28 protein-coding genes are annotated in these 24,915 nt (G+C 39.1%); 20 read left to right on the plus strand and 8 right to left on the minus strand.

The genetic code is table 11. From position 1 onward, the window contains the following. Positions 1 to 9 precede the first annotated feature (9 nt). From J2S05_RS01695 to J2S05_RS01735, 9 genes are all read left to right on the plus strand, one after another. Complete coding sequence (locus J2S05_RS01695) at positions 10 to 645, plus strand: helix-turn-helix transcriptional regulator (protein WP_306981049.1); 636 nt, start codon at positions 10 to 12, stop codon at positions 643 to 645. Positions 646 to 690: 45 nt separating this feature from the next. Further along, positions 691 to 1,497: a pyruvate, water dikinase regulatory protein gene (locus tag J2S05_RS01700; protein ID WP_306981050.1), complete on the plus strand. Its 807-nt coding sequence runs from the start codon at positions 691 to 693 to the stop codon at positions 1,495 to 1,497. A 264-nt stretch (positions 1,498 to 1,761) separates the two neighbouring features. Next, positions 1,762 to 2,292, plus strand: a complete 531-nt coding sequence (locus tag J2S05_RS01705; RefSeq protein ID WP_306979301.1) for a YaiI/YqxD family protein — start codon at positions 1,762 to 1,764, stop codon at positions 2,290 to 2,292. Positions 2,293 to 2,361: 69 nt separating this feature from the next. Beyond that, on the plus strand, positions 2,362 to 4,161 hold the full coding sequence (gene dnaG, locus J2S05_RS01710) for a DNA primase (protein WP_306979302.1): 1,800 nt from the start codon (positions 2,362 to 2,364) through the stop codon (positions 4,159 to 4,161). Positions 4,162 to 4,208: 47 nt separating this feature from the next. Then, positions 4,209 to 5,324 (plus strand): RNA polymerase sigma factor RpoD, encoded by a 1,116-nt coding sequence (rpoD, locus tag J2S05_RS01715; RefSeq protein ID WP_306979303.1) that lies wholly within the window; start codon positions 4,209 to 4,211, stop codon positions 5,322 to 5,324. 60 nt (positions 5,325 to 5,384) lie between these two features. After that, positions 5,385 to 5,912, plus strand: a complete 528-nt coding sequence (locus J2S05_RS01720) for a hypothetical protein (protein ID WP_306979305.1) — start codon at positions 5,385 to 5,387, stop codon at positions 5,910 to 5,912. Positions 5,913 to 6,042: 130 nt separating this feature from the next. Further along, positions 6,043 to 6,423, plus strand: coding sequence for a c-type cytochrome (locus J2S05_RS01725; protein WP_306979307.1), 381 nt, complete (start codon positions 6,043 to 6,045; stop codon positions 6,421 to 6,423). A gap of 128 nt (positions 6,424 to 6,551) precedes the next feature. After that, positions 6,552 to 7,265, plus strand: coding sequence for a tRNA (adenine(22)-N(1))-methyltransferase (locus tag J2S05_RS01730; RefSeq protein ID WP_306979308.1), 714 nt, complete (start codon positions 6,552 to 6,554; stop codon positions 7,263 to 7,265). Then, positions 7,258 to 8,379: a Nif3-like dinuclear metal center hexameric protein gene (locus J2S05_RS01735; RefSeq protein ID WP_306979310.1), complete on the plus strand. Its 1,122-nt coding sequence runs from the start codon at positions 7,258 to 7,260 to the stop codon at positions 8,377 to 8,379. Before J2S05_RS01730 ends, J2S05_RS01735 begins: the two co-directional genes overlap by 8 nt. Before the next feature lie 57 nt (positions 8,380 to 8,436). On the opposite strand, the gene J2S05_RS01740 is transcribed toward J2S05_RS01735, so the two are convergent. The 3 genes from J2S05_RS01740 to vrrA form a co-directional block, all read right to left on the minus strand. Beyond that, positions 8,437 to 9,378 carry a 4-hydroxy-3-methylbut-2-enyl diphosphate reductase gene (locus J2S05_RS01740; RefSeq protein ID WP_306979311.1) on the minus strand — a complete coding sequence of 314 codons (942 nt, stop codon included), beginning with the start codon at positions 9,376 to 9,378 and terminating at the stop codon, positions 8,437 to 8,439. Between the two features lie 105 nt (positions 9,379 to 9,483). Next, positions 9,484 to 9,972, minus strand: a complete 489-nt coding sequence (locus tag J2S05_RS01745) for a CarD family transcriptional regulator (protein ID WP_306979312.1) — start codon at positions 9,970 to 9,972, stop codon at positions 9,484 to 9,486. A 136-nt stretch (positions 9,973 to 10,108) separates the two neighbouring features. After that, the gene (gene vrrA / locus J2S05_RS01750; RefSeq protein WP_306979314.1) at positions 10,109 to 10,702 is read right to left on the minus strand and encodes a VrrA/YqfQ family protein; all 594 of its coding nucleotides are present in this window, start codon (positions 10,700 to 10,702) and stop codon (positions 10,109 to 10,111) included. Between the two features lie 170 nt (positions 10,703 to 10,872). On the opposite strand from vrrA, the gene J2S05_RS01755 reads away from it, so the two are divergent. Together J2S05_RS01755 and J2S05_RS01760 are read left to right on the plus strand one after the other, a co-directional pair. Further along, complete coding sequence (locus J2S05_RS01755) at positions 10,873 to 12,192, plus strand: DEAD/DEAH box helicase (RefSeq protein WP_306979316.1); 1,320 nt, start codon at positions 10,873 to 10,875, stop codon at positions 12,190 to 12,192. 36 nt (positions 12,193 to 12,228) lie between these two features. Beyond that, positions 12,229 to 13,122: a deoxyribonuclease IV gene (locus tag J2S05_RS01760; protein WP_306979317.1), complete on the plus strand. Its 894-nt coding sequence runs from the start codon at positions 12,229 to 12,231 to the stop codon at positions 13,120 to 13,122. Between the two features lie 13 nt (positions 13,123 to 13,135). Here the strand turns inward: J2S05_RS01760 and J2S05_RS01765 are convergent, their stop codons facing one another. Then, the gene (locus J2S05_RS01765; RefSeq protein WP_306979319.1) at positions 13,136 to 13,402 is read right to left on the minus strand and encodes a DUF2624 domain-containing protein; all 267 of its coding nucleotides are present in this window, start codon (positions 13,400 to 13,402) and stop codon (positions 13,136 to 13,138) included. A gap of 209 nt (positions 13,403 to 13,611) precedes the next feature. Between J2S05_RS01765 and J2S05_RS01770 the strand changes: the two genes are divergently transcribed. The 5 genes from J2S05_RS01770 (at position 13,612) to J2S05_RS01790 (ending at position 17,923) form a co-directional block, all read left to right on the plus strand. Then, positions 13,612 to 14,745, plus strand: a complete 1,134-nt coding sequence (locus J2S05_RS01770; RefSeq protein ID WP_306979320.1) for a two-component system sensor histidine kinase NtrB — start codon at positions 13,612 to 13,614, stop codon at positions 14,743 to 14,745. Between the two features lie 172 nt (positions 14,746 to 14,917). Next, complete coding sequence (locus J2S05_RS01775) at positions 14,918 to 15,610, plus strand: lytic transglycosylase domain-containing protein (protein WP_306979322.1); 693 nt, start codon at positions 14,918 to 14,920, stop codon at positions 15,608 to 15,610. A 176-nt stretch (positions 15,611 to 15,786) separates the two neighbouring features. Next, positions 15,787 to 16,557: a metal ABC transporter ATP-binding protein gene (locus tag J2S05_RS01780; protein WP_306979324.1), complete on the plus strand. Its 771-nt coding sequence runs from the start codon at positions 15,787 to 15,789 to the stop codon at positions 16,555 to 16,557. Continuing rightward, the gene (locus J2S05_RS01785) at positions 16,554 to 17,432 is read left to right on the plus strand and encodes a metal ABC transporter permease (protein ID WP_306979326.1); all 879 of its coding nucleotides are present in this window, start codon (positions 16,554 to 16,556) and stop codon (positions 17,430 to 17,432) included. Before J2S05_RS01780 ends, J2S05_RS01785 begins: the two co-directional genes overlap by 4 nt. A 68-nt stretch (positions 17,433 to 17,500) precedes the next feature. After that, complete coding sequence (locus J2S05_RS01790) at positions 17,501 to 17,923, plus strand: Fur family transcriptional regulator (protein WP_306979330.1); 423 nt, start codon at positions 17,501 to 17,503, stop codon at positions 17,921 to 17,923. A gap of 177 nt (positions 17,924 to 18,100) precedes the next feature. Here J2S05_RS01790 and J2S05_RS01795 read toward each other — a convergent pair whose 3' ends face one another. Further along, positions 18,101 to 18,691, minus strand: coding sequence for a 5' nucleotidase, NT5C type (locus J2S05_RS01795; protein ID WP_306979332.1), 591 nt, complete (start codon positions 18,689 to 18,691; stop codon positions 18,101 to 18,103). A 150-nt stretch (positions 18,692 to 18,841) separates the two neighbouring features. Here J2S05_RS01795 and J2S05_RS01800 point away from each other — a divergent pair, with 150 nt between their 5' ends. Then, entirely contained in the window at positions 18,842 to 19,270 is a 429-nt protein-coding gene (locus J2S05_RS01800; RefSeq protein WP_306979334.1) for a DUF4190 domain-containing protein, read from the plus strand. 75 nt (positions 19,271 to 19,345) lie between these two features. Here the strand turns inward: J2S05_RS01800 and ispG are convergent, their stop codons facing one another. Together ispG and J2S05_RS01810 are read right to left on the minus strand one after the other, a co-directional pair. Then, the gene (gene ispG / locus J2S05_RS01805) at positions 19,346 to 20,464 is read right to left on the minus strand and encodes a flavodoxin-dependent (E)-4-hydroxy-3-methylbut-2-enyl-diphosphate synthase (RefSeq protein ID WP_306979335.1); all 1,119 of its coding nucleotides are present in this window, start codon (positions 20,462 to 20,464) and stop codon (positions 19,346 to 19,348) included. Positions 20,465 to 20,570: 106 nt separating this feature from the next. Beyond that, positions 20,571 to 20,927 (minus strand): hypothetical protein, encoded by a 357-nt coding sequence (locus J2S05_RS01810; RefSeq protein ID WP_306979337.1) that lies wholly within the window; start codon positions 20,925 to 20,927, stop codon positions 20,571 to 20,573. A gap of 109 nt (positions 20,928 to 21,036) precedes the next feature. Here J2S05_RS01810 and J2S05_RS01815 point away from each other — a divergent pair, with 109 nt between their 5' ends. From J2S05_RS01815 to J2S05_RS01825, 3 genes are all read left to right on the plus strand, one after another. Continuing rightward, positions 21,037 to 22,230 carry an MFS transporter gene (locus J2S05_RS01815; protein WP_306979339.1) on the plus strand — a complete coding sequence of 398 codons (1,194 nt, stop codon included), beginning with the start codon at positions 21,037 to 21,039 and terminating at the stop codon, positions 22,228 to 22,230. 126 nt (positions 22,231 to 22,356) lie between these two features. Further along, on the plus strand, positions 22,357 to 23,232 hold the full coding sequence (locus tag J2S05_RS01820; protein ID WP_306979340.1) for a DUF1002 domain-containing protein: 876 nt from the start codon (positions 22,357 to 22,359) through the stop codon (positions 23,230 to 23,232). A gap of 131 nt (positions 23,233 to 23,363) precedes the next feature. Then, positions 23,364 to 24,008, plus strand: coding sequence for an NfeD family protein (locus J2S05_RS01825; protein ID WP_306979342.1), 645 nt, complete (start codon positions 23,364 to 23,366; stop codon positions 24,006 to 24,008). A 7-nt stretch (positions 24,009 to 24,015) separates the two neighbouring features. On the opposite strand, the gene J2S05_RS01830 is transcribed toward J2S05_RS01825, so the two are convergent. After that, a complete protein-coding gene (locus J2S05_RS01830) occupies positions 24,016 to 24,789 on the minus strand; it encodes a DUF1189 family protein (RefSeq protein WP_306979344.1) in 774 nt (257 codons plus the stop codon). Between the last annotated feature and the right edge of the window lie 126 nt (positions 24,790 to 24,915).

Raw genomic sequence — 24,915 nt, forward strand, 5'->3', positions numbered from 1 at the left:
TGAGTTCCCATCGAACTATCTAGCAGGCAAGAACAGATTCTTACCATTGTAAAAGACAACGGTCCGATCACAGGTGAGCATATTGCAGAAAGGCTCTCGTTAACGAGAGCTACTCTGCGACCTGATTTGGCTATTTTAACAATGTCCGGTTACTTAGATGCACGACCGAGAGTGGGGTATTTCTACACAGGTAAAACAAATGCCCACATTCTATCTGAGAAAGTTAAATCGATCACGGTTGATCATTATAAATCTCGACCAGTTGTTGTCAATGAAGCATCTTCTGTTTATGAAGCCATAACAACGATGTTTCTAGAAGACGTTGGGACACTATTTGTGGTTGATAAGCTCGCCACTCTTTCTGGAGTCGTTTCGAGAAAAGACTTGCTCCGTGCAAGCCTCGGTCAGCATTCGTTAGAAACCATTCCTGTAGGTGTAATTATGACCAGGATGCCAAATGTCACGTTTTGTGAAGAAAGTGATTTCATTATTGATATTGCTAAAAAACTTATTACAAAACAAATTGATGGTCTACCCATTGTAAAAAAGGTGCCTCATGGAAGTGGATATGAAGTCACAGGCCGCATAACAAAAACCAACATCACAAGTTTACTTGTCGATTTGGCTAACAATGAAACCATTTAATCAAGACAATAGCTATTTTTACAAGGAGAGGGTCTTATGGAGGAAATCAACCATCGTCCGATTGTCTATGTTGTATCAGATTCTGTTGGGGAAACGGCAGAGCTAGTAGTGAAAGCTGCAGTTAGTCAATTTAGCGAATCAGGAGTAGAGCTTAGAAGAATTCCTTATGTTGAAGATAAGGGAACAATTGAAGAGGTTGTCTTTTTGGCTTCACAGGCAAAAGCGTTAATTGCATTTACACTAGTGGTTCCTGATATGAAAAACTATTTACTAACAAGAGCGGCTGAAGAAAAAGTTGAAACGGTTGATATTATCGGACCTATGCTTAACAAAGTGTCTGAGCTAACAAATAAAAAGCCGAGATATGAGCCTGGTGTTATTTATCGTCTTGATGAAGATTACTTCAGAAAAGTGGAAGCGATTGAGTTTGCTGTAAAATATGATGATGGACGAGACCCTAGAGGAATTATCCGCGCTGACGTAGTGTTGATAGGTGTGTCACGTACATCCAAAACACCTTTGTCACAATACTTAGCTCATAAACGATTAAAGGTCGCAAATGTACCTTTGGTTCCTGAAGTTGAGCCGCCTGCAGAACTCTTTAAAATCTCGCCTCAAAAATGTATCGGTTTAAAGATTAGTCCAGAGAAGCTTAATAGTATTCGTACAGAACGCTTAAAAGCACTCGGTCTAAAATCTGAAGCGAATTATGCCAATATTAACCGTATCAAAGAAGAGCTTGCTTACTCTGAAAGTGTCATGACTCGAATTGGCTGTCCAGTTGTAGATGTATCTAATAAAGCAGTAGAAGAAACCGCAAACTTAATCTCGAATATGTTTCAAAGAAAGTAATACATTGTCTCTTAGCTCTTAGTGTTTTCGATTATACTGAGAGCTTACTTTATTTATTATCCTTTTTTAAAATAAAATCCTGTTCAAATGAACAATATTTACGTATAATTAAGAATTGTGATTTCAACTCTATTTCACATATAAATGGTCTATTTTGATAAGAGAACAAATAAATTTGAAAAGTCAAGACTTTTTCCAGTTATTTTGGTAATGATAGTAAGGGATACGTTGAACTTAAATAGTAATAATTGGTATTTACCTTACATGATTCGACGAAAATCATCTTTTTCTGCTTTTTTAGCAGGATTTTTTAAAGGAGTGTGGAATCAACTAAATACGATGGATGAAACTAAACCAACAATCTCTCTTTTTATTGATGCAGATTCCTGTCCTGTAAAGGAAGAAATTCTTACCTATCGCTTTCTATCTGATCTAAGGATTGTGTTTGTGATGTCTTATGCACACATGATGAATCTTCCGCAAGAAGTTGACCAGGTAATGGTCGATTCAGACAAAGAAGCTGTTGATTTATACATTATGAATAAGATTAAGGCAGGGGATGTCTGCGTTACACAGGATCATGCCTTAGCATCGCTGCTTCTTAGGAAAAAGGTAAGAGTTTTATCTCCTAGAGGTATCCAGTACCTTGAAGAGAGTATTGAACAGCTATTGGACGTTCGATATATGTCAGCTCAGAAACGCAGAAGAGGCATTCGGACTAAGGGACCAAAACCGTTCACAGAAGAAGATCGGAATCGGTTTGTGCAGGAATTAAAGATTATTTTGCAGAAATAGAAGGATTATAGAAAAAAAACTCGAATCTTAAAGACTTGTGGTAAATTTTATTTGCAAACGGTGATGTATATGAGTACACGCATTCCAGAAGAGAAGATTGAAGAAGTACGTAAATCAAGTGATATTGTTGAAGTAATTAGCCAATATGTTCAACTAAAGAAACAAGGTAAGCAATATACCGGTTTATGTCCATTTCATGGAGAGAAGTCTCCCTCCTTTTCCGTATCACCTGAGAAACAGGTTTATCATTGTTTTGGCTGTGGAGCTGGAGGAAATGTCTTTACATTTCTGAGAGAGCATGAAGGCTATTCATTTACAGATTCGGTTAAATATCTGGCTGATAAAGGGAGCATATCATTACCTGAGATTCATCAGGAATCAAATGCTAAACCTACGGAGCGTTTTACAGAACTATTTAAAAGTCATGAGGCAGCAGCGACATTTTACCAGCGTGTATTTGCCTTAACAGATGAAGGGACAGCAGGAAGAGAGTATGCGGAAGAACGCGGTTTTACTCCTGAACAACTCCATCACTTTCAAATTGGTTTTGCTCCAGCAGGTTGGGAGAATCTCTCCATCTTTTTAGGGAAAAAGGATTTTAAAGAGAGTGATATGGTGCAGGCTGGTTTGTTAGCAGAGCGTGATCAGTCGGAAGGGGTTTACGACCGATTTCGAAGTAGGCTGATGTTTCCAATCTGGGATGGACAGGGTAAAGTTGTTGGCTTCAGCGGTCGATTAGTTGGTGAAGGTAAACCAAAGTACTTGAATAGTCCTGAAACGCCTATCTTCCATAAAAATAAGCTACTATATGGCCTTCATCTTGCACGTCCAGCAATTAGGAAATCAAACACTGCGGTTTTGTTTGAAGGAGCAGCAGATGTAGTTGCAGCTTGGGGGGCAGGGGTTGATAATGGCGTAGCAACTCTAGGTACAGCTTTTACAGATGAACATGCCAAACTATTAAGGCGTAATGCCGAGAATGTGGTAGTTTGTTATGATTCTGACCAAGCAGGCCAAAGTGCTGCATTCCGTTCAACAAGTGTCTTGGAACAGGCAGGCTGTGTAGTGAGTATTGCTCATATGCCTGATGGATTGGATCCCGATGACTACATTAGAAAATTTGGAGCAGAACGCTTCCAAACTGATGTTATAGGGGCAACCCAAACGGTTATGGCATTTAAGATGAGATACCTTCGTTTGGAGAAAAATCTCCGGAATGAAGGAGAACGAATGGTTTATATCGAAGAAGTACTGCAAGAGCTTGCAAAATTGCCACGGGCGGTTGAACGGGATCACTACCTAAGGCAACTTGCTGACGAATTTTCTTTATCTCTTGATGTACTTAAGCAGGAGCAATACCGATTGTATCGGGAAAAGAAGACAACTCATACTGCCAAAGAAGCAATAGGTAAGAAGAGTGTCAGTGAGCATAGGCAAGTTAGGCAAAAGAGACTTCTACCGGCATACCAGAACGCAGAGCGTATTCTGCTAGCTTTGATGATGAATGATGAAGATCTAGCTTGGCGAATCGAGGAACGTCTTGGAGCCGCCTTTAATGTGGATGAACACCAGGCCTTGTTTGCCTATTTAATTGCCTATTATGGAAATGGTAAAGAGGCAAGCCCAAGGGAATTCTTGCAAAGCATAGAGGATCGCTCGCTTGTGCGTTTGGCTTCAGAGTTATCAACGATCACGATTAATGCTGAGTGCTCTGAAGAGGAACTTGAGGATTATGTCAAACAGATTGAAAACTATCCAAAGAGGGTAGAGATACAAGAGAAACAAGCAGCTTCTAAGCTCGAACAGGATCCACTTACACAAGCACGTCTTTTAACTGAAATACAGCAGCTCAAGAGAGAGCTTTCGTAGAGAGCTTGCATAAAGTCAGGTTTTGAACAATGGAAGGAGGGGATCGCATGGCAGATAAACCACTACGTCCTGTAACGGAAGGTGAATTATCCATCGATCAAGTGAAAGAACAATTAGTGGAGGTAGGCAAAAAACGCGGAGTTTTAAGTTATGCCGAGATCACAGAGAAAATGGCTAGCTTTGAGCAAGACTCCGAGCAAATGGATGAATTTTTTGAGTATCTCGGAGAGCAGGGTATTGATTTGCAAAACGAATCAGAAGAAGGCCCTCAAGCTCCAGAGGCAGCAAAAGAAGAAGAATTCGATTTGAACGATCTTAGTGTGCCTCCAGGCATTAAAATAAATGATCCGGTTCGTATGTATTTGAAAGAAATCGGCCGTGTACATCTTTTATCTGCAGCTGAGGAAATTGAATTAGCTAAACGAATTGAGCAGGGTGATGAAGAAGCAAAGCGTCGACTTGCTGAAGCAAATCTTCGTTTAGTTGTTTCAATTGCCAAACGTTATGTTGGTCGTGGAATGCTGTTTTTGGATCTAATCCAAGAAGGTAATATGGGACTCATTAAAGCAGTAGAGAAGTTTGACTTCCAAAAAGGATTTAAGTTCAGTACGTATGCTACATGGTGGATTCGTCAAGCCATTACTCGTGCAATTGCTGACCAAGCACGTACGATCCGAATTCCTGTTCATATGGTTGAAACAATTAATAAATTAATTCGAGTTCAACGTCAATTGCTACAGGATTTTGGACGAGAGCCAACACCAGAAGAAGTAGCTGAAGAAATGGAACTGACACCTGAGAAGGTCCGTGAGATTCTTAAGATTGCTCAAGAGCCTGTTTCTTTAGAAACACCAATCGGTGAAGAAGATGACTCTCACCTCGGTGACTTTATTGAAGACCAAGAAGCTCTTGCGCCTTCTGACGCAGCTGCTTATGAGTTACTTAAAGAACAGCTTGAAGACGTACTTGATACGTTAACTGATCGTGAAGAGAACGTACTTCGTCTTCGTTTTGGTCTTGATGACGGCCGTACTAGAACTCTTGAAGAAGTTGGTAAGGTATTCGGTGTTACGCGTGAGCGTATTCGTCAAATCGAAGCCAAAGCCCTTCGTAAGCTTCGCCACCCAAGCAGAAGCAAACGTCTTAAAGACTTTTTAGAATAGGTTGATCTAAAAGGTTTACTCCAACAGGGGTAAGCCTTTTTTTTATAGCAGGAGGCATAGATGGATAAGCAGAGACGCGATATTATTATAAATGAGATTCGTTATTGGCAGAAATCAAAGCTTTTGCCGGAACAACAATGTCATTTTCTCTTAGCTTTGTACAGTGAAGGGGAAGATACACTTCCTGATAAAGATAGAAAACCAATGATTCGTATGATCTTTTGGCTTTTGTTAACACAACTTTCTTTTCTTATCTCCGTCTTTATTCTATATTTTACTGATATTGTGAGTGTAATGCAAATGGCTCTCGTAATTCTCTGTGTTTGTATTACAGGTTTAGCTTGGTACATTAGAAGGAATAATGCGTATGAGCCGGTTCTTTATCTCATGACGTTAACATTGATTTTATTTATATCTTGCTTAAAGTTTTCAATGTTGTATTGGCAAGGTTCGTCTATTTGGCTCGTAAGCTCAATATTTATTGTGATATGGCTGATAATAGGCAACGTGTGGAAGAAACAGTTATTTAATGTGTTAGCTGGTTTTGTGCTTATTTTATTGCTTGGATTACTGTTTTTTTACCGTTAATTCCAAGTTTTTAAAAGTAGTGCTTTTCAGATATAGGCTTTTCAAGTAAACTATAGAAGACGTCTGTTTAAAGGTTGTACATAGTTTTAAATGTTAAATTGTAAACGTCATCTTTTGGGAGGGTACGTATATGAAAGGCAGTCCGCTTATACCTTTTGCACTTATTGCTTTAATTGGTATTTTACTGATGGCCGGATTATCGGCTTATGGAGTGTTGGAACGAAGCGCACAAGAGGAACAAGAGAATGGAAATGGTGAAGAGGAACCTGTAGAGATTGATGATCCAATTGTAGCAGGTGAGGAACTTGCACAGCAATCCTGTATCAATTGCCATGGTGGTGATTTAGCAGGAGGGATGGGACCAGCTATTAACGGTCTAGAAGGTGAGTTATCACTAGAAGAAATCTCAACGATTATTAAAGAAGGTATTGGTTCAATGCCACCTCAGACTCAGTATAGTTCAGAAGAAGCAGACGCTATCTCTGAATATCTATTGTCTATTTCTGAATAGGTTCAATTAAAAAACTTCCTGATCCGGCTTTCATAAGCTGAATCAGGAAGTTTTTTTCGCGAAGGAAGCTTTGTACAAAGTATGATATGATGGAAAACGTAAATTAACAAGTATAAAGGTGATAAAAGATGAATGAACGACAACTTTCGAATCGATTAAAGACAGTAGCAGGATATGTTCAGCATTTAAAAAAAATAGCTGATATTGGGTCAGATCACGCCTATCTTCCAAGCTATCTGTGTCTTAACCAGCCTGCTATGCATGCAATTGCTGGTGAAGTCAGTGAAGGGCCATTACAGGCAGCTAGAGCACAAGTAGCTGAATTAGAAATAGAGCACAGGATTGATGTAAGAAAAGGTTCAGGATTAGCGGTAATTTCCAGAGGTGAGGTAGAAGGAATTACGATTGCAGGTATGGGGGGAGCTTTGATTACCTCTATTCTTGAGGACGGAAAGAGTAAGCTTGAAGGCGTTACTCGTTTAGTTCTGCAACCGAATAATGCCGCCCGCTCCATTCGAATATGGCTACTTGAAAATGACTGGCGTTTGGTAAAGGAAGAAATTCTTTTAGAGAACGAGAAGTATTATGAAATTTTAGTAGCTGAACCGGGTACGGACCGATTGAGGTATGAAGAGGATCGAGATAAAAAGCTGCTGTTTGGACCTCATCTCATGGTAGAGCGTAATGAGGCATTCCAGAAAAAATGGCTTGGAGAACAAGAGAACTGGCGGAGAGTGTTGATGTCACTTAAACAGGGTAAAGAGCAAGAGGCGTTGTATAAGCGGGAACAACAGATACAAAAGCAGATTCAATTGGTTCAGGAGGTATTTGGCGATGATTAAAACAGCAACAGGCAATGAAATCATTGAAATCTTTGAGAAATGGTCTCCGCAAAACCTAGCTGTAGAAGGGGATCGTGTAGGCTTAATGGTCGGAACATTAGAGAAGCCTGTTCAACGAGTAATGACAGCACTTGATGTAACAGAAGCAGTGATAGATGAAGCGATTGCCAAAGAAATTGATCTTTTAATTGCGCATCATCCTTTATTATTTCGTCCAGTCAAAAAGATTGATACGAATACTACTCAAGGTCGGATCATTCAAAAAGCCTTGCAGCATGAATTAACCATTTATGCGGCTCATACGAATTTAGATGTAGCAGAGGGGGGCGTGAATGATATGCTCTCTGATGCGTTATCATTAAATGAAGTTAAGGTCTTAGCCCCTACAAAAGACGTTTCATTAAAGAAATTAGTGGTGTTTGTTCCTGAGACACATGCTGAGGCGGTCTGTGAGGCGTTAGGGGAAGCGGGAGCAGGGCATATTGGAGCATACAGTCATTGTTCCTATTCGTTACAAGGCACAGGGACGTTTAGACCAGGAGACGATTCAGATCCCTTTATCGGAGAGGTAGGAAAACAAGAATATGTGCAGGAGGCAAGGATTGAAACCGTAGTTCCTGAAACAATCGTACAAGACGTCCTTAACGTCATGCATAAGGTTCATCCTTATGAAGAGGTTGCCTATGATCTTTATTCGTTGGATCAACCGCATCAGCAGTTAGGATTGGGGCGTATTGGAACATTGGATCAAGCAGTTACGCTTTCTACACTGGCAGAAAAAGTGAAGATCGCTTTTCAGGTGGACATTCTTCGATTAATTGGCGATCCGAATAAACGCATTCAACGTGTGGCCATTTTAGGTGGAGACGGCAATAAATATGTTCAAATGGCTATGGATAAAGGGGCCGATGTTTTAATTACGGGAGATATATATTATCACACAGCGATCGATGCAATCGAGGATGGATTTGCTTTACTAGATCCGGGACACAATATTGAAAAGATCATGAAAAAAGGGGTCGCAGACTACCTGAACAAGGTAGTGAAAGAAGAAGGCATTGAAGCAACAATCATTGCTTCAGAAGTAAGTACAGACCCGTATCAATATATCTAAATGAATCAACGCAAAAAAAGCTATCCCATCTTACATAGAGGGATAGCTTTTTTGTGTTTATTTAATTTTTACTTTAGGAAGTAATTTTTCGAGATTCACAGTACGCTTAAGCGGCCATGTTGTTGGGTCCTCTTGATCGAACTGTGTGAGATAAGCAATAACCTCTTTTGTAATTGGTGTTGGAGTAGAGGCACCAGATGTTACGCCAACCACTTCGACACCTTTTAACCATTCAAGGTCAAGCTCGGTAATATCACCAATCCGATAAGCCGTTGTTCCAGCGATTTGCTCAGACACTTGTGCAAGTCGATTAGAGTTATTACTTTTTGGATCGCCCACAACAACAACGAGGTCGCATTCTTTCGCTTGCTCAGCTACAGCTTCCTGGCGAACTTGAGTAGCTAGACAGATTTCATTATGAACTTCTGCATGGGGGTAGAGCTCCATTGCTTTTTTCATAATATCTGATACGTCCCACTGACTCATTGTTGTTTGGTTTGTGATAATAATCTTATCTGTAGTAAGACCAAGGTTCACAACATCTTCTACAGATTCAACTAGATGCACTGCATCTGGAGCAACACCAATGGCTCCTTCTGGTTCAGGATGTCCTTTTTTACCCGCATAGATAAATTCATAGCCTTCACTGCGCTTATCTCTAATTAGGTCGTGTGTTCTCGTGACATCAGGGCAGGTTGCATCAACAACGGTTAGGCCTTTTTCTTTGGCAAGTACACGGACCTCAGGTGAAACACCATGAGCGGTAAATATAACCGTTCCCTTATCAATATCTCTTAAAATTTCAAGGCGATTAGGTCCATCTAACGAAATGATTCCATCTGTTTCAAATGCATCCGTTACATGTTGGTTATGAACAATTTGTCCAAGTATATAAATCGGCCTGGGTAGATCTAGGTTTTGTGCAGCTTGTCTAGCTAAAACCATTGCGTCTACTACGCCATAGCAATAACCACGTGGTGAGATCTTTTTTACATTCATGTAAGTTGTCCTCCTATAGAAAAGCTTCCCGGCCATTTTAACAGGTGGGAAGCTGTCTTATACCATTATTGTAATGGAGATAGAGGTCGTTGACAATCGTTGTGCTTATGACAATTCAAGCAAATTGCTGTCAATAAACTCATATGCCTGTTCTTCAGACATATCATTGACTAATACAAGCTCACTTGCGATCATCTGTTTAGCCTTCTGTAGGTGGTTTCGATCTTGTATATGAAGACCATTTGACCTTCCAGCCTGTTTCTTAGAAAGCGAAGAGATTAGATGAGCTGCATCAAAAATACTTCCGCTTTTTAGAAGGTTTTCGGTTTCTCTGGAGAAGTGGCTAGTAGAAGGGGGAAGCTCCGGCCCATTTTTTAATGCTTCTACAACATTGTCTATCTCATCCTGTGCAATGATTTTACGCAAACCTGAGTTGTCAATCTTACTCTCTGGTAGCATTAATTTCACATCTACTAGTGGGAAATGCAGAACAAAATAAGAGTGAGTTTCACCTAATACGTCTTTTTCTTCAATGTCTCTAATTGTTCCAGCCCCATGGTAAGGATAAACAACGTGGTCACCGACTTTAAACATGAGCATTCCTCCATTCGAGTTGTCAGTATTTAGTATAACACAAATTGATGAAAATTTGAAATTATACTATTCGGGTATAAAGCTTGTCAACTATTTAATTAAAATCACGAGAAATTCCTCGTGAATGGTCGAATGGTTATACATAAAGTTTCGGACCAGGCATACCTCCAACAACCGATTCTGGTGTGGAAGGAGAAGGAGGCTGAACTTGGTTTTGTGAAAAGATAACTTGTGAAGGTGGCTGTTCAGGTGAAGGGATAGGAGCTGAATCTTGAAGTATGATCGGTTGACTTTCGTCATTCGGTTCAGTTTCTTGCTCAGAGGATTGACTACGCATAATTCTCCATAGAGTAGGGGCGTTACGAATAATCGGTCCATATTGCTGAACCATTGGCATAACTTGTTGAGTAATGCCCATTATCCTTTGAGCATTTTGAAGGATTGATGAGAAATTGATTCCACTTAAGAAACTCCCTCCGCCTGCAGCAGCTGTTGATGGGAACGCAGAACTAGCAAGAGCACTTCCGGCGCCGCCACCTCCACCAAAAAGTCGTGCGAGTAAGCCAACTCGTCCTCCTGCGCCCTGAATAAACCCCTGCGCTGCCTGAGGTCCCTGTCCAAAGAAGGCAGTAGGAGGTGGCATGCCTGGACCAGGTCCAAACATAAAAGGATTTCGTGCATACGGCTGCATAGGTGTAGGGTTAGCAGGTGGTCCAAATATACGTTGCATACGTGGTCTCCTTTCATAATATGTCCATATAGTTGTATATATGCATAGACCCATCGAGATGTGAGCCCTTATTCCTTTCTGTAAAATAAGAACAGCAATCGTGTTTGGTGTGATTCTGTGGTAAAATAAGCTATTGTAAATACCTAAAGCTTAGAGAGTAGGAAATAATAATGATTTCAGAGAATTTCAAACGGTTTGGACTAGAGCCGTTTTTACTAGAGGCACTTGATGCACAAGGTTTTTCGAAACCAACAGAAATACAGGAGCGTTTAATTCCAGCGATCATAAATGGAAAAGACGTAATTGGACAATCACACACTGGAACAGGTAAAACTTTGTCGTTTTTCTTGCCGATTTTGCAGGTGATTAAACCAGAACGTCAGGAGCTTCAAGCGATTGTAACAGCACCTACCAGAGAACTAGCTACCCAGCTATTTAATGAATTACGATTGTTAACGGATCACACGGAAGAAGGAAAAGCAATTGTAAGCCAGCTACTAGTTGGTGGTACGGATAAAACACGTTCGATCGAGAAGCTGAAAAATCAACCTCATATTGTTGTTGGTACAGCAGGTCGAATTTCGGATTTAATTAAAGAGAAGGCGCTTAAAGCGTATAGTGCAGAGATTTTAGTTGTTGATGAAGCGGATCAAATGCTAGACATGGGCTTTATTGATGATGTTGATCATACAGCTTCTCACATGGCACAGAACCTGCAAATGCTTGTTTTCTCTGCAACGATTCCAGAAAAGCTTCAGCCATTCCTTAAGAAATATATGAATGATCCGAGGCATGTGAAGGTTGATCCAGAGCAAGCTACAGCGGGGAAAATAGAGCACCAATTATTACCTCTTCGTCACCGCGATCGTCTAAAAGTGATTGTGGAAGCTGCGCAAGCCATTAACCCGTTTCTAGCAGTCATTTTCACGAATACAAAGGATCAAGCTGATGAAGTATCTCAAGCTTTACTTGATGCCGGGTTAAATACCGAACGAATTCATGGTGGACTACAGCCTCGTGAACGTAAGCAAATCATGAAAAAAGTTAGAGAAAATAAAATTCAATACTTAGTGGCGACAGATTTGGCTGCTAGAGGAATTGACATTAAAGGTATTACTCATGTCATCAACTACGACCTTCCAAAAGATCTAGATTTCTATGTTCACCGCACAGGTAGAACAGCTAGAGCTGGAATGAGTGGAATTGCGATCACGTTCTATTCTGATGGAGATCAACAATCAATTGAGCGTTTAGTGAAAAAAGGAATTAGCTTTAAATATGTAGACTTTAAAAAGGGTGAGTGGATGACTTTAGACAAACCACCTGTAGGCTTAGGACGTTCTCCTGTCCGTAAGCAAGAAACATCAGGTTCAAAAAAAGCAGTAGCAAAACCTAAAAAAGTGAAGCCTGCTTATAAGAAAAAAGCTAGATACCGTCAAGCAAAAGAAGAACAGAGACAAAGACGTGTTAAAAGCCGCACAAAAAAATAATAGGTATTAGAATGGAATCAACAACGAGGTGATTGTATGACTGTAAAGATTGGCTCGCATGTGTCAATGAGTGGGAAAAAAATGCTGCTTGGTGCAAGTGAAGAGGCAGCAAGTTATGGTGCAAATACGTTTATGATCTATACGGGGGCGCCCCAAAATACTCGACGTAAAGCAATCGAAGAGTTAAATATTGAAGAGGGACTTGAGCATATGAGGCAGCATGGTATGACTGACATTGTGGTCCATGCTCCTTACATCATTAATATTGGTAACACGGAAAAGCCAGCTACCTTTAGACTTGGAGTAGATTTCCTGCAATCCGAAATTGCCAGAACTGAAGCGCTAGGATCTGAGCAGATTGTTTTGCATCCTGGTGCTCATGTGGGTGCAGGTGCAGATAAAGGAATTCAACAAATTATTACCGGTCTAAATGAAGTTCTAGAAACCAAAAACAATGTCCAAATTGCATTGGAAACAATGGCTGGAAAAGGAACTGAATGTGGTCGTAGCTTTGAAGAGCTTGCTGCGATTATTGATGGAGTTACACATAATGAGCGTCTATCTGTTTGTTTTGATACGTGCCATACCCATGATGCAGGGTATGATATTATCAATGATTTTGATGGTGTGTTAAACCAGTTTGACAAGCTTATTGGCATTAATCGCTTGAAGGTGTTGCATGTGAACGATAGTAAAAATGTCCGTGGTGCCGGAAAAGATAGACATGCAAATATTGGTTTTGGTCATATTGGATTTGAGGCTCTTCATTATATCGTGAAGCATGATCAGCTTTCTTCTATTCCAAAAATCCTCGAAACGCCTTACGTTGGAGAAGACAAAAAAGATAAAAGACCTCCATATAAGCATGAAATCTCGATGCTAAAAGAAGGCCAGTTTGACGAACAAGTTTTAGAAAAAATCATGCAATAAATCTACATGATCTTTATGGAAGCAGATGGCTGTATTGTTGAAGCAATTGTTGGATTGTGCTAGCAACGTGGCTATCTGTTTCTGTTTGTAATTTAGTAAGTAATCTTTCTACCTGTTCTGCGTTTCCGACATCAATTTTTTCAGTTTTTAGAATAGATACCACTTTTTTAGCTTGGCTTTCAGTTAGTGGTATTTGATTTTTTTCTGCTTGTTTAACTAATTCAGGTACCGTAATCGAATTAATTTTTTGATTAATTAATTGCTGGATAAATACATTCATTAGAAAACCCTCCTCTGCTTTTGCCTACACTTTTATTACTATGGGCGAATGAAGATTTTGTGCAGAAAAAAAGGAAATACGTAGAAAATCTCGAATACAATAACTAGAAGCATCTCTTGAGTAATAGTCTTTTTGATTGAATTTTTTACTGAAATGTAATGATTAGCTTAATTGATATAATGAAATCGTATATAAAAGGAGGGGCTAGTATGTGGGATAATCATTCAAACAACAAAGAAGCCTCTAAAAAAGGGAGCTATAGTCTGATGACCAACTCTAGTTCAACACTTTTTTCAGCATTCACAATACCACAAGTACACCAATCATCCTCGCAGCCACATAGACCTTACATAGAAGACATTGGCTTTCCCTTCCTTAAATTAGATGATCAATTTACGATAAAAGGATGGAATCAACCGTTCTTAAAAACGTGCCAAATCGATGAGTGTACGATTGAAAACGCCTCCTTTTTAGAGCTTGCTGATCAACATGATTTGTTTCAAAAAACAAAAGAGTTGATTATGCTAACGACTTTAACTCAAAAGGTAGAGGAACGACTATTCGAGGATGATGACTCACTTATTCGCATATGTGTGTTTCCATATTCATATTTCAATAACCACTATATTATGTTTGAAGATCTTTCATTCCAAAAGAAATTCGAGCATTTGTTGACGTTTCATCATCAAATGGAGGCCGTCTCACACATCGCAGCAGGTGTAGCACATGAACTTCGGAATCCCTTATCCGTCATAAAAGGTTTTCTCCAATTAGCGAAGCTTACGGACGACTTTCATAAATATTACGATACAATCTTGTCAGAACTGAATCGAATGAATCTAATTATTGAAGACTTTTTATCCGTATCACGACGTAAGTTAACACGTAGCTGGCAGTCTCCGAATGTCATTATCGAATCGCTTGTGCAAATATTAAAATCAGAATGTATCCTTCATGACGTAGATCTAAAACTTGATTTAGCAGCTACGGAACACAATGTAAATGTTCACGTGAATGAATCAATGATCAAACAAGTGATTTTAAACCTTTTAAGAAATTCAATTGAAGCATATGGAACATCGAACACGACTCGTATGTTTAGTGTAGAGACTTCGATTGATGAGTATTATTTTGTTATAGTCATTAAGGATAATGGAAAAGGCATGCCTGACGAGATTTTAAAACAGTTAGGAAAACCATTTTTTACAACAAAAGAAAAAGGAAATGGAATTGGTATTCCTCTTTGCAAGAAAATCATCGAAGACCACGGTGGTGAATTTCAGATTAAAAGTGAGTACAATGTGGGAACAGAAGTTGAAATTACTTTACCACTTGTAGAGTAAAGATTGGATAAAAGCGGTTTTGGAGGAAAAAGGTTTTCTTGTTGATTTAATTGATACGGGTAGTTGTTTTATGGTTTGTAATGGTACACTCAGTAGCGCAAAAGTGTTTATAAAAAATGATAAAGGGTATCCACAAGTTGGTGACCAAGTTATTTTTGAGGAGTGAGTAACCATGCTACAACGATTTGTCTATGCAAGCTTAATTGCATTTGCTATGCTAACAGGCTTTTTTGCCTACAACACATACAGTTTAAATCAGATAGTTCAGGAAAAAGATCAAGAGCTATTTCATCTCACTAGAGAAAAGGATGAAATGGAACTTCAAACAAACACAAAACTATCTGGATCGACGGAACCCAGTTATACGAATTGGATACAGTCAAGTGAACTGGCGGATCAGTTATATAAAGAGAGTGAAGGTCGTTTTGAAAAGGAGTGGGGTCTTTTTCTAGGAGAGCTCACACAGGAGAAAGGTATGGATCCATACATTGTTTATGAATTATTAAAGGTAGAAACAGGTGGAAGCTTTGATCCGAATGTGGAAGGGCCTAAAACAAGGTTTGGCGTCGCATATGGAATGGCTCAATTTATGACGAATACAGCGCCCTGGATTGCGGACAGAGCAAATCTTGAATATAAAAAAGAGTTGTTGTTTGAGCCTCTGTATTCAATCCAGTTATCTGTGGAATATTTAGATTACCTTTATGAAGAATACGAAGACTGGGACTATGCTTTAACGGCTTACAACCGAGGGATGACTGGTCTGAAAAATTATGTCGAGAAGAATGGTCATGCTCGAAGTGACTATGCTGTAACGATACAGCAAGGTGTTATGCACCACGAAAGCATTGCTTTTAATAATTAAGTAAGAGATCTCATCGAAGAACCCATCCACTTGCACAAGCATGTGAATGGGTGTTTTTTGTTTATATCGGCCTCATGGGTGGACAGAATGATAAAAAGCTTTATAATAGGGAAGGTCAAATAAATCGGAATCATTCTTACTCGGGTCATATGTTTATAAAAAAGGAGAGGGCGTCCATGGCAAATCAGACGATCCTAGCAGAGCTAAAGAACGTACATTTTCATTATGAAAACCGTCATGTCTTGGAGGATGTATCCCTTCAATTAGAAAAAGGTTCATTTTTAGGATTGGTTGGACCAAATGGTTCAGGCAAATCAACCTTAATACGACTATTATTAGGACTGCTCCAGCCTGATAAAGGACATATTGAATTGTTTGGAGAACGTGTATCTGCGTTTAGTATGTGGGACAAAATTGGGTTTGTCTCTCAAAAAGCGAGTAGTTTTAATTCTGGATTTCCAGCCACCGTTTATGAAGTAGTATCGATGGGGCTGTATGGAAAAGTAGGTCTGTTTCGCTTTCTATCAAAAAAAGATAAGAATAAAGTACATGAAGCGATCGCTCAAGTAGGAATGCAGGATTATACACAGGAAAACATAGGAGAATTATCTGGTGGTCAGCAGCAACGAGTATTCATCGCTCGGGCATTAGTAAGCGAACCAGAACTACTCATTCTTGATGAACCAACTGTTGGTGTAGATGTTTCAAGTGTTAAAACCTTTTATGAACTATTAAGAACGTTAAACAGAGAGAATGGTCTCAGTCTTTTACTTATTACTCATGATACTGGCATCATGACAAAATATGTATCAAAGGTTGCTTGTTTAAATAAAACGATCCATTTTCATATGCCACATGATTTTGAAAAAAATCAAGATATGCTACATGTTTATCGAAATGAAGATAATGAAGGTCGTACAATCGATAAAGAGGAAGTGCACGTATGATTGAGACGTTTTTGAGATTTGATTTTCTTCAATATGCCTTATATACTGGCATGATGATTGGGCTATTAGCCCCGCTACTTGGTGTGTTTTTGGTTGTTAGAAGAATGTCTTTAATTGCAGATGCCTTATCACACATCACCTTATCAGGCATTGCACTTAGTTTGTTATTGGGGAAATATGTGACGTTATTTGCAGGGTTAAATCCATTATATTTAGGAATGGTCTTCTCAGTAGGAGGATCGTTATTAATTGAACAATTAAGACGTGTCTATACATTTTACAAAGAAATTGCTATTCCAATTATTATGTCCGCAGGTATTGGCCTTGGTGTTATCTTTATTTCATTAGCAAATGGATTTAATAATGACCTATTTAATTATTTATTTGGAAGTGTGATAGCCGTTTCTCAATCTGACTTTATGACCATTGGTATCATTACAATCTTAGTAATTGTTGTGCTTATTTTCTTTTACAAAGAATTATTTTTCTTGTCATTTGATGAAGAACAAGCTGTTATATCGGGTGTGAATCGCAAATTAGTGAACATGGTTTTTGTAGTACTGGTTGCACTGGTCATTGCAGCTTCTATGAGGGTGGTCGGAATTCTTCTAGTATCATCATTAATGACATTACCTGTAGCAAGTGCCATGCGCTTTGCAAAAGGGTTTAAACAGTTATTTTTCTATTCCGTTTTATTTGGGGAAACGGCCGTTATCGGTGGTTTAATTGCGGCTTTCCAATTAGACTTAGCGCCTGGTGGAACAATCGTGATGATTTCTGTTATTCTTTTGCTTCTTTCGATTCTATTTGGACGAAACAAAAAAACGAGGTGGTTTAAGAAACAACCTCCAACATCTTCAGTTGAGCAATTGTAGATGACGCATGTAGTCAATTCCACTATAATAAAGGAATAACCTATGCATAAGGGAAGGGTGTTCAGCAGATGAAGGTATCTGATGCGTTAGAGCGCTTAAAAAACCGCGGCTATAAATATACAGGCAAACGAGAAAAAATGATTCAATTGTTTGCGGATGAAGATAGATATATACCAGCAAAAGAAGTACTAGAACATATGCAAAAGGATTATCCAGGTCTGAGTTTTGATACAATCTATCGAAATCTTTCTTTGTTTCAGGAACTGGATATTCTTGAAGAAACCGAACTTGAAGGGGAGAAGCGATTCCGCATTACATGCCAAACGAACTCCCACCACCATCATCTTATTTGTTTAGCGTGTGGTCGGACAGAGCATTTCCATACATGTCCAGTAAGTGAAGAAACGATTGCGGCTCAATTTCCTGCTTTTCAGGTAGAAGGCCACAAATTCGAAGTGTATGGAACATGTGCAACATGTATTAAAAATTGATGAGATAAAAAGCGTGAGCCCAAGGCTCACGCTTTTTTCATTGCACGTCTTTCAGCATATTCAAGGCACTTTTCACAAACTTTTACCTGCTTGCCCGTATCAGAAATGTATGTTCGCATGTATGGTGTTTTCTTCTGACAGAATATACAGCTTCTTTTTTGAAACAATGATTTCCAATTAATCATTTGCATCATGCTCAAACTGCTTAGTCCAATCGAGGACCCACTGTTCCGCTTCAAGCCAATTCTTCACCCGAATTACTCCATCTGGATCTTCTCCTTGATTATAAGGTGTATCGAGTAAAATAACAGGAATCGAACACGCTGTAGCAATCTCTACGGCATTGTCATGTTTATCCTCGAAGAACAAATCAATACGATGTGTATTCACAGCTTCGATTTTATCATGCTGTCCGAGAAGCTCTATATGGTGGTAAGGTAGTTTGTTTAATTCAAACCAATCTTGTGTGACTGATTCGAGATAAGAACCCCGTGCAGTCACGTAATAAAGCTCATATTGATCCTGCCACTTCTCTAGGATTGATTTGACGTGTGAGGCGAGTTCTACTTTCGCATAGATCTCGGATTCATGATCTTTCATCCATTGTCCGAACTCCTCACGGCTAATGCCAAGAATACCAGTCAAATCAAACGAAGTGAGATCCTCTAGAACTAACTCTTTGTTAAATGATTTGTTTAATGCAGGCACAAAGGCAGCGGGATCGGTAACTGTACCGTCTATATCTAAACCCAATCGTAGTTTCTTCATTATGCACATCCCTCCGGACACTATTGTATCATTTCACTCATTGCCGTTAACAGGATCAACTGTTGGACTTCCAACATTAGGATCAGTGAATTCAAGTGATCTGGTTACACTATAAAAGCTCCCTGCATTAGAAAGTGAGGAGGAACCACTATGTCGTTAGATAAAGATCCAAATCAAGTACCAGTGAGATTGGTCGATCCTGAAGATCCGACTTATACAAATTTGGATCCAGAAGTCTACCAGGATGGATTCGATAAGGAAGGCGAACCGGATGGGGTTTCTAATTTTAGAGAAGAAACTGCAGCTGAATTTCCAGCACCGCAAGCGCCAACTCAAGAGAAGAGAGACGCAGATCAAGATGAATCTGTCGGAAGTCTAATGAATGGAAGAGCATTAGGAACGTTTTCCATTACGTTAGCAATTCTTTCCTTGTTTTTTCTTCCGCTACTTCTAGGATCAGCAGGTATCATTGTTGGTTTTATTGCTCAAAGAGGCGATTCAAAAGTGATGGGTCGATGGGCGATAGGGATAGGGGTAGTGTCAATAATAACTTCATTGTTTTTCTCAACTATCATTTAACGGTAAAACGTGAGTGTAGGGAGCCAGTAAGCAAAAAAATCCCGCTGTCTGATAGTCAGTACAGCGGGGTTTTCCTTATTTAGAACTTTCTAATTCTGCAGCAGCGGCAGCTTGTTTTTTGTAATGTTCTTCGGCAATAATGTCGATTTCTTTTTTAAGTTCCTCGACCATCGTTTCTTCAGGAACCTTACGGACAATTTCACCATGACGGAAGAGTAAACCTTCTCCACGAGCACCAGCTATACCGATATCGGCTTCCCTGGCTTCTCCTGGCCCGTTAACGGCACAACCGAGAACAGCAACCTTGATAGGGGCTTTAATCGTGGCAATATACTCCTCAACCTCATTGGCGATACTAATTAAGTCAATCTCAATTCGTCCACACGTTGGACAAGAAATTAATGTAGCTGCATTTGCAGCTAAACCAAATGACTTTAATAGTTCACGAGCTACTTTCACTTCTTCTACTGGATCAGCACTTAATGAAATACGTAAAGTATTTCCGATACCCATATTAAGGATAGCACCTAGTCCGGCAGCACTTTTAACGGTTCCAGCAAATAGAGTTCCAGACTCTGTAATACCTAAATGAAGGGGATAATCAAAAGCTTTTGATGCTTTTTCGTAAGCTTCAATCGCTAAATGAACATCCGATGCTTTCATCGATACGATAATATCGTGAAAATCAAGGTCCTCAAGAATTTTGATGTGGTGCAACGCGCTCTCCACCATACCATCAGCTGTAGGATATCCATATTTCTCTACGATTTTGCGTTCAAGTGAACCAGCATTAACACCAATTCGAATCGGTATGCCTTTTGCTTTAGCGGCTTTAACTACTGCCTCCACTTTCTCACGGCGTCCAATGTTACCCGGGTTAATCCGGATCTTGTCTGCTCCACCTTCAATGGCTTTTAGTGCCAGCTTGTAATCAAAATGAATATCAACAACCAAAGGAATGGAGATCTGAGCTTTAATATCTTTAATCGCTTCGGCTGCTTTCATATCTGGGCAAGCCACTCGGACAATTTGACATCCTGCTTCCGCCAGTCGATTAATCTCAGCTACCGTTGCTTCGACATCATGAGTTTTTGTTGTTGTCATACTTTGAATGACGACTTCATCATTGCCGCCAATCGTCAAATTGCCGACCTTAACTGGGCGGGTCTTCGTACGATGTGTAAGTTCGGTCATTGACCAATCGCTCCTTTATTCAACAAGTAACATTCACTAGTTGGTTAGTCTCTTAAAGAGATACGACTTCATTTTATCAATGACCTGTTCGATTTGGCAAGGAAATTCACTCTTTCTCATAAATCGGAAACAAATACGTCTTACCAATTTGAATGGCGTCTGGTTCAAGTGCGTGATTCAATGCTTTAAAATCGTCAATGATTTGTTGAATACTGGCCGTTACGGGACCTTGATGCAAATGTTCTACAACGGACAAAACCGTATGTCCTGGTTCCACGATAACTTCTTGTGAGGACATTGTTGACATCATTTGATCTTCTTTAATCGGCTGCCGCTGATTAGCAGATTGATTCAGCTGTGTTGGCTTTATTGCTGACTGATCAGGCAAAGAACCAGATTTTAGATCAGCCACAATGCCAGCAACTAAAATCAGCAAGCCAATACATATAAATAAACGCTTCACAGCTTGTCCTCCTTAGGAAAAATACAGATAGTAAAAGTCTATGCAAGCAAAGCCTGTATTATGACAAATAAATAAGAAATCCTACTAAAAAAGTAGAGGAGCCATTTTAATGAGTGGAACATATGTATCCAAAATAGGAATTGGAAGTTTTACAATGATTATGGTTGTCGGTAACGGACTATTTATTCCAATGATGCCTGCGATTCAACAAGATTTACAGTTAACAGCTTCACAAACAAGCTTACTATTAAGTGTTTTCTCGTTTGCCGGTGCGATTATGATTCCGCTGAGTAGTTGGCTCTCTAATGTATTTGGGCGGAGGAAAGTCATCATAAGTTGTTTAGTTATATTAACTCTAGGTTGTGTAACTTCTTCATTATCAGGTTTTACGAGTCATTCAAATGTAGCCTATATGACTATTTTGATCGGACGGATCTTACAAGGTGTAGGTGCGGGTTCGGCAGCGCCGCTTGGCTTTATTCTTGCTTCAGAGCTTTATAGAGGAACTGAACAAATGAAACTGTTTAGTCTGCTAGAAGTCATTAATGGCGTCACTAAGGCTGTCAGTCCTATTTTAGGCAGCTTACTAGTGGCGTATGCCTGGCAACTAGGTTTTGTGTGGTATTTGGCAATCGCCATCGTTGCACTAGTATCGGCCATTACGTTATTGCCCCAACAATCGCAGACTTTAAGTAACCATTCTACTCTTTCTCATGGAGGCTTACTTCATTATTGGAGATGGTTCGTTCCAGGATTAACCATCGGATTTGTCGTGATGTTTTTACTTTATGGACTCTTATTTGTGACAGCTTCTGATATACAACATACAGGGCAAAGAGGATTGTTCATTTCTTTGCCACTTGCTATTCTTGTAGTGGTGTCCTATCTTTATGGCAGAACCTCTAATCGGTCTTCAAAACAATTAAAAGAAACGATGATAGCAGGGATGAGTCTATTATTGGTGGCATCTTGTCTCGCATGTTTTGGTTATCTAGGGTTCATGTATACAGTACTTTCTACTTGTGTAGTTGGGGGAGCAGCAGGTATTTTGCTACCGGCTTCTTCAAGTTCTTTAGCTCAATTTTTACCTGAAGAACTTAGTGAGAGGGCATTGACGTGGCTAACAACAGTCCGTTTTTTAGGAGTCGCCAGTGGACCCGTTGTATTTTCAATTTGGATGAGCGAGTGGCAAAATCATGTCTTTTATTTAATTGGTTTAACAGGAATTTCGAGTCAGATACTTTTGATATGTTGGGGCAAATGGTTCAAAAAAATCCAGTTTGAGGAATCGAATGAATTTTAAAATAGGTCAAAAGTCACTTTTCTTTTCCTCTGAAAAAAGGTTACCTAGTGAGAAGGGTATCGATATAAAGAGGATACCTCTTGCAGAATGACCTAATTCTGTAATAAAAAAGGGGACGATTATTAAATGATGAAGAAATTACAAAAAAGTATGATTGGATTTATGATACTATTGCTTTTTGTTCCGGCCGTTGCTCAAGCTGATGCCGTTCCGGGTGACGTGATTGTGACATTAGGTGCAGATTTATCTCCAGCTCAGAGAGAAGATCTCTTAGAGGAAATGGAAGTAGCTGAAGATGTTGAGACTCTTGAAGTAACAAATGAAGAAGAGCACATCTACTTAGGAGATTATATAAGTAGTACTAATATTGGAAACCGCGCTCTTTCCTCTTCTAAGATTACGATGACAAGTCCTGGAGAAGGAATTAATGTGACTAGCAACAATATTACGTGGGTTTCAGATAAGATGTATGCTAATGCACTTGTTACAGCTGGTGTTGAAGATGCTGATGTCTATGTGACGGCTCCGTTTGATGTGTCGGGTACAGCTGGATTAACGGGCTTAATTAAAGCATATGAAGTGGCTGCTGGGATTGATATTCCAGAAGAACAAAAGCAAGTGGCTAACGAAGAAATGGTAAAAACAGCGGAACTTGCTGAATCAATTGGAATTGATGAAGCAACCGAATTGATCAACCGGATCAAAGAAGAAATCGGGGATCAAAACATTGAATCGGAAGACGATTTAAGAGCATTAATTGAACGACTTGCGAACGAGCTTGGAATTACACTGACAGAAGAAGAATTAAACGGCTTAGTTTCACTTTTCATGCGAATGAAGGATTTAAATATTAACTGGGATCAAGTGCAAGATCAAATTTCAAAGGTTCGCGATAATCTTGGGGAGTTTCTTGCAAAAGAAGAAACACAATCATTTTTAACTAGTTTCCTTGATTTCATCAATAAGATTATTGATTCCATAAAAGGCTTTTTTAGTTCATAATTCAACTAGAGAAGGGAGCGGTCTCCCTTCTCACAAAATGATGTAAGAATGAGAACGGTTTAATTTTATAAAATGTTGAAACTTATTCTGTCATCATTCGTATACAAAGATAAAAAGGGGGAGATGGCCAAATGGAGTGGCTTGACATAGCAAGTATAGGTTTTATTGTCATCTTTTTAGGTACGTTGTTTCTGTTTGGTGAGCTGTTAGTTAAAGCACGCGGCTTATTTGCTTTACTTGGGGTCGGAATGACTGCTATGTATTTTCTACATCATTTAACAGGTGATACAGGATTTTGGGTAGTGATCCTATACTTGATCGGGATCGTTTTGATCATATTGGATGGGAAGCTATTTTCAGATGGAACGGTAGGATTAATTGGAGTCATTCTAATGGTTGTGGGATTAGCTATTCCAGCACCATCCCTTGTATATGGAATTTTAGTTGGTATGGCCTTTATCTTAGGTGGATTAAGCTCATTGTTTTTCTTAAAAGTATTTACGCGTCGACAAATGTGGTCAAAACTTACTTTTAAAGATCGATTAACGAGTGAAAGAGGCTATAACTCGATTAATATGGAATACAAAGAGCTTGTTGGCAAAAAAGGTAAGACACTGAACTCTCTAAGACCAACAGGTACGATTAATATTGAGGGGCAACCATATAGCGCTACAAGTGGTGGACAGTGGATTGAAGCCGAAGAAGAAATAGAAGTAACATCAGTGGATGGTACAAGAATATTAGTCGCACGAAGTAATCAAGAAAAAGAAGAGTAGAAAAACGCTATGCCGTTTTTCTACTCTTTTTTTTGCGTGGAAGTTTAAAAAGAAGATAGAGATACAAACTAGTTAGGGTAATAAAAAGAAAAAGAATGGGTAAATCATTTAAAAAAACGACAATCCAAGCATATAAAATAACCGGTAATGGCATCGTATGTGCAGCAATTTTCCATAGTTGGATGAAGTGAATACTTGAATTTTGACGGAAGAATAACGACGCCACCATGGCTAAAATACTCGTTCCTAAAAAAGCAGAACCGATCATAACGGAGATGATCATCAGACTCATTATAATAAACAGAATTGGCAAAAATGATTGGATACTATCCAACTGTTCTAGTATCTCTATTTTGGATTTGCTTTCCTCTCCAAGTAAAGAATAAGTCACTCGTTGATCAAGATTATTAAAGTGAAGGGAGGCATATTCACCTTGCATAAGTAAGCCGTTTCCTGAAATAGCTTCTGTCGTTAATTGACTATTAGGATCAAGAATCAATTGAAAGGAATCATTCGTCTCTAGGTGATAAGGGATTGAGTCCATATCCGTTTGCAACTGTTGATTTTCAATTGAAAATTCTATTTCTTGATGACTTAAGGCATTATTAACATGGTTAAATCCTGAAGAAATAGTAAAAGTTAAGTAGAGGCAGTATGGCAGTAAAGCAATGACAATTGTAAAACATATGTGACCTATTACATGAATACTCGGACGAAATCGTGAAGCAAGAATAGCCTGTCTGTTGTATAGACATTTTAAAAAAAACGTAAAAAAACTCATAAGGACTCTCCTAAATATCATTTTATTTTTAATGATAGCGGAAGCGTATACATACAGCAATAGCAAGAATAAATGTGAATTAAAGTTCATATGTGAAAAAGATAACGTACTTTCTTTTGTAAATAG

Source organism: Alkalicoccobacillus murimartini, from assembly GCF_030813245.1.
GTDB lineage: Bacteria > Bacillota > Bacilli > Bacillales > Bacillaceae_D > Alkalicoccobacillus > Alkalicoccobacillus murimartini.